The 6,389-nt window shown below is 34.1% G+C and carries 2 protein-coding genes; both read left to right on the top strand.

Going from position 1 to position 6,389, the window contains the following annotated elements:
- The coding region (locus LBU54_RS14920; protein ID WP_224531869.1) for a T9SS type B sorting domain-containing protein at nt 1-330 on the top strand (330 nt) is incomplete at its 5' end.
- A gap of 159 nt (nt 331-489) precedes the next feature.
- On the top strand, nt 490-6,389 hold a 5,900-nt coding region (locus LBU54_RS14915), incomplete at its 3' end, for a choice-of-anchor L domain-containing protein (RefSeq protein ID WP_224531867.1).

Raw genomic sequence — 6,389 nt, 5'->3', positions numbered from 1 at the left:
TACCATACCATTACCATAATAGATCTAAACGGTTGTGCGGATGTAACTAAGGAAGTTATAGTCATCGATGCACCTAAGCACATGACACCCAATAATGACGGGGATTTTGATACATGGCACATCGTGGGTATTGAAACCTTACCAGGAAGTATCGTTTATATTTTCGATCGTTATGGCAAGCTATTAAAACAATTGGGTTCAAGTACACCTGGTTGGGATGGCACATACAACGGTAATAAAATGCCATCAAGCGACTATTGGTTTGTTGCGAAAATACAGCAAGGTAACACGTCGTTTGAAGTAAAAGGTCACTTTTCCCTTAGAAGGTAAAACTAAAATCAGTACCTCATCCAAAAATTCTGCAGTTTATCCAAAAATGATGATAAATCGGGATAGAAAATACCTACAAATAGATAATTTTTTATATTTTCTCAAAATGTAATTTGCTGAATCAAAGCAATATACGCATAATCGCTATTATAACCAATCATGTTGAAGAAACGAACTATACCATTTCTAATGGGATTTTATTGTGTTCTATTTAGCTATGGACAACAAATAACAACGGATGATTCTATCCCTCTTGAGCAATTAATTTCAAACAATTTTGGCCAAAATTGTGTAGAAATATCTAATATATCATCTTCAGTAAACGGTGAAATAAATGGGTTTTCTAGTTATGGCTTTTTTGAGCGTGGAAACTCAAATTTTCCTTTTGAAAATGGAATAGTCCTGACAACAGGTAATGTTTTATCTGCTGGAAATTCGATTAATACCAACCCACTTAATGAAGGTGACGACAATTGGGGTACAGATACTGATCTTGAGAACGCTCTTGGCATTTCAAATACCCTTAACGCAACATCAATTGACTTTAACTTTGTTTCCGTTGCTAATCAAATAGAGTTCAATTATATCCTAGCTTCTGAAGAATACCAGCAGGAATATCCTTGTTTCTATTCTGACGGTTTTGCATTTCTAATTAGGGAAGCTGGATCAAACGAAGCCTATTCAAATATCGCATTGATACCAGGCACAAACATTCCAGTAAATACAAGTACTATTCATGAACAAATTCTAGGAGCGGCAGGTTGTCCTGCTGAAAACGAAACTTATTTTGAGGGCTATAATGTTGGTGATACAAATTACAATGGAAGAACTGTAGTATTAACTGCAACTGCAACAATTATTCCTAATGTAGAATATGAAATTAAATTAGTAATCGCAGACCAAACAGATCAAAATTTTGATTCTGCAGTATTCATTGAAGGAAATAGCTTTAATGCATCTGTAGACTTAGGTCCTGACATTACGACTTGTGGCGATTCAGTAATACTTAATGGAAATATTAATAACCCACAAGCGACATACCAGTGGTACCAAAATGGGGCAATACTTAATGGTGCCACAGATTCCAATTATGAGGTAACTGAAAGTGGCAATTATAGTGTTGAAATTACAATACAGCTTAATCAGACATCTTGTGTTATTGGGGATTCTGTCGATATAACACTTAGCTCAGAACAAGAAGTGAGCAATGTTTCAGACTTCATTCTTTGCGATGATGACTCTAATGATGGCATTGAATCCTTTGACCTTGAATCAAAATATTATGAAGTGCTTTCAACAGTACCACCTTCAAACTACAATATCTCATATCATTTGAACGAGGCGGATGCCCAAAATAATCAAAATTCTATTCTTAGTCCCTTTCAAAATACTTCTTCTCCACAACAAATATTTGTTAGGATTGAAGATACAATAAATGGTTGTCTTGCATTTTCTTCCTTCAATTTAATAGTTAATCCCAAACCTGAAGTTGTTGAACCAGAACCAATTATTGTTTGTCCTGACCCAACACTTGATGGCTATACCTTTATAGACCTAACTGTAGCTAATGATCAAATCACTAATGGGAATACCAATCTTTATGTTACCTATCATTACTCGCAACCTGAAGCAGATAATGGATGGAACCCTATCTTTTCGCCATATTTAAATTTTAACAGCTCTGAATCTTTATTTGTGCGCGTTTATGATGCTAGTACAGGCTGTTTTTCCACAACAACAATAGATGTACAATTTCAAGAAAGTCCCGCAATTAATACCGACAATCAATGGATCAATGCTTGTGAGCAGGATTTTGATGGGTTTGAAACTTTTGATTTGACATCTGTAGTGAGCAATATTTTACAAGGATTAACCGGACTAGAAGTATCATTTCATGAATATTACTATGACGCAATAGCTGGAGTTAACGAAATAGCTAATCCTGAAACCTACGAAAATATAGTTCCAAATTTTCAATTAATATATGTAAGGGTTTTAGACCCATCAACCGGATGCTTTACCATCACGCAAATAGAGTTACATTCAAATATTATACAGACAACATTTGATATCGAAGCTTATGTAGTTTGCGACGACCCATCAAATGATGGCATGGAAGAGTTTGATCTTATTGCGGTAGAAAACGACTTAGAAGATGGCTATGATGAATTTGAAACAACCTTTTATTTAACTCAGGAAGACAGAGATAATGAAGAAAATGCCATTGACGAGAATGTGCCATTCGTTGTAACAAATAATGGTACCGAAATTTATGCTACTGTGGTTAGTGATGTTTGTGTTGAGTACGTCACCATCACCCTTGAAATTGCACCTGCCCTATCCCTCCAGCCTCAGACTGCTGATTATTGCGATGAAAACACGGATGGGTTTACAACACTAGTTATGGATACTTTTAATTCGGTATCAAGTCAAGGAGTTCAAGCTGCAAATGTAAAATATTATTATACTGAGGAAGATGCATTAAATGATGTAAATGATTTACCAGATTACGTCTATAATTCTACCAATCCACAGTTATTTTACATACGAGTTACAAATTCGCAAACTGGCTGTTACGATGTAACAACACTTGAAGTAAACATTGTAAGTGCTCCTCAAATAATGTACCCAAATCCAATAATTGTTTGCGATGATAATGATGATGGTATTACTACAGTAAATCTTGAAGACAAAATCTCAGAGTTAACAACTGAAATTGATACATCTGAGATAACATTCTATAACGACTATTATAATGCCATTAACAGTGAAAATGAAATATTAGATCCATCACAATTTACTACAAGCACTACATATATTTATGCCAGGATTGAGAATGAAACAACTGGATGCTATAGTCTTTCTGGTTTTTACGTTTATGTTAATACAATACCAGAATTTATCCCAATAACTAATTTTGAAAATTGTGAAGCGGATATAAGTGGTGTGGCAGATTTTTACTTTTATCTTAAAGACAATGAAATTCTAAATGGTCAGCCAGATAAACAAGTCTTATACTACGAGACAGAAGAAGATGCCGAAAATGGCACAAACCCAATTAATAAATATGCAGCTTATCAAAACACTTCGAGCCCTCAGACCATATATGTTAGGGTTGAAAACATTACCGATTCAAGCTGTTATGGCACCTCTTCCTTTGAGTTAGAAGTCGGTTCCTTGCCCATTTTTAATCCAGCCAACGATATTTTTGTTTGTGATGATATAAGTAATGACGGTTTTGTCACTGTAGACTTGAGCACTACAATCGATGAGATGATCTTAGGAAGCCCAGAAACTTTAGAAATAACCTTTTATACTTCAGCATACGATGCCAATAACAGCATAAATGAAGTTCCTTTGGAGTATACCAATTCTGTAAACCCTCAACAGCTATTTGCAAGAGTTGATAACGGCAATTACTGTTACGGTATATCAGCCTTCGCTATTAATATCATATCTGCACCAATTGTCAATATGCCAAGTCCTGTTGAACGCTGTGACGATGACTATGATGGAATCTTAACCTGGGATTTAACGATTTCAGAAATTGAAATCCTTGATGTAAGACAAGATAATATTGAAGTTTCGTATTTCACATCACTAGTAGATGCGGAAGCAGATTTGAATGCCATTTCCGATCCAGAAAATTTTGATAACACGTCTAGCCCTCAGACAGTATATGTAAAGGTTAATAATACTATTAGCGACTGTTTTGTTACACTACCCTTAGAATTAACTGTTAATACATTACCAGTAATAAATGACTTTGAATTCGTAGAAATATGTGACAACATTGATCAGTCCTTTGATTTAAGTACCATAGATGATTTAATAATCGATGACTTTAACGACATCAGCATTAGTTATCACAATAATCAATCAGATGCTGATAATGACCTAAATCCATTGGATTTAAATTACATCTATACGCAATCATCACATACCATCATTGTTCGCGTAGAATACCAAACGACAGGATGTTTTGTTACCTACCCTTTTCAATTGATAATTAATCCATTGCCTATTGCGCATCCCGTAAGCAATCTCGAAACATGTGATGATGTGACAAATGATGAGTTTGAAATATTTGATTTGTTGTCACAAAATCAGTTTGTTCTACAAAATCAAGATCCATCAGTTTTTATTGTAACATACCATAGTACGCTTGAAGATGCAAACAATGGCGGCAGTGTTCTCGAGGATAGCTATAATTCAGAAAATAACGAAACTATATTTGTTAGAGTTACAAACTCAATAACTGGTTGTTACGACATTACTCAATTTGACACTATAGTGTATCCAGCACCTTCAAATGTTAGCCCTATAAATATTTGTGATAATGACTATGATGGCCTCAATACTTTTAATCTAACAACCTCAGAAAGCGAGCTATATCCAAATATACCAGACAATATAATTATTACCTATTTCGAATCTGTAGAAAATCTAGAGTCGGATATTAATCCAATTAATACACCAGAAAATTATACCAATACCTCAAATCCACAGACGGTGTATTTGAAAGTGCTAAATACATCTGCAAATTGCTATACTGTTGTAGATCTTGAGTTAAATACAACCCTTCCTCCTCCAATTAATGAATTCGAGATTTTTGAAATATGTGATAATCCAGATAGCTATTTTAATCTCAATGAAATTGAAACTGTTATAAGTGATGACATTACTAATGTCATTTTTACGTATTTCAATTCATATTCTGATGCTGAAAATAATATAAATGCCTTAGCTACAGACTATACCTATGGATCTGTAAACGATGTGATCTTTGTTAAAATTGAGGACGCAAATACAGGCTGTTACTATATCTATGATTTTACTTTACAGATAAATCCATTACCTATTGCAAATCCATTAGATAACATAGAAGTCTGTGACGATGTCTCCAATGATAATATTGAAGTTTTTAATTTAAATCCTCAGACTCCAATAATATTAGGTGATCAAGACCCTAATTTGTTTACAGTTACATACCATACAAATTATAGCGATGCGACGAACAATGAGAATGCTATTGAAACCAATCATAGTGCCTCATCAAATCAAGAAATTATAGCAAGGATTGAAAATAACGAAACAGGATGTTTTAGTTTAACGGATTTTCTACTCATTATTAATCCGCACCCTTTTGTACCACAACCAATAATAAACTGTGATGATAATTATGATGGCATAACAACATTTGATTTAACTATTGCAGAAAGTCAATTATTTGAAATAAATAATCCCAATAATGTTATATCGTATTTCGAATCGATTCAGGATTTGGAAAATAACACAAATACTATAACAAATCCGGAAAACTTCGTCAATTCAAGTTACCCACAAACGGTTTACATCAAAGTATTCAACAGCGTTGCAAACTGTTATACTTTTGTGCCTCTGGAACTAAACGTTTTTCTACCACCTGCAATTAACAATTTTCAGTCCTATGAAATCTGTGAGAATGAAGATAATTACTTCAATCTAAATACAATTAATGACATTATAGTTGATGTAGATTTCAATGTGCTATTTAGTTATTTTGCCACAGAATCCGATGCGCAAGCCAATGTAAATAGTTTAAATTCAGATTATAACTATTCCAGTAATAGTGATATTGTTTACGCACGTGTTGAATTTAGCACAACGCATTGTTATTACGTATACCCCTTTGTATTAAATGTTTTACCAAATCCAGAAGTCACCCAACCTGATAATATTGAATTTTGTGACGACGATTTTGATGGTTTATTAGAAGTTGACATCTCGCAACAAACAGCTCCAATATTGGGTAATTTGGACTCCAACAACTATTCCGTCACCTATTTTAATTCGGTAGGTGAAGCAACCCAAGGCGTAAACGCTATTCAAGAAATAGTATCCTATTTTGCTTTTAATAATGAAGTTATTATTGCAAGACTTGAAAATAATTTAACCGGATGCTTTGACCTGGTTCAATTTTCTATAATCATTCATCCCCTTCCAGAAATAGACATACCAGACCAGGTTATCTGTCTGGACAATCTCCCGTTGATTGTCTCCGCAAATACAAATTTTGG

This window comes from Winogradskyella alexanderae (assembly GCF_020166335.1).
Lineage (GTDB): Bacteria > Bacteroidota > Bacteroidia > Flavobacteriales > Flavobacteriaceae > Winogradskyella > Winogradskyella alexanderae.
This window is presented reverse-complemented; position numbering and strand designations above follow the sequence as displayed.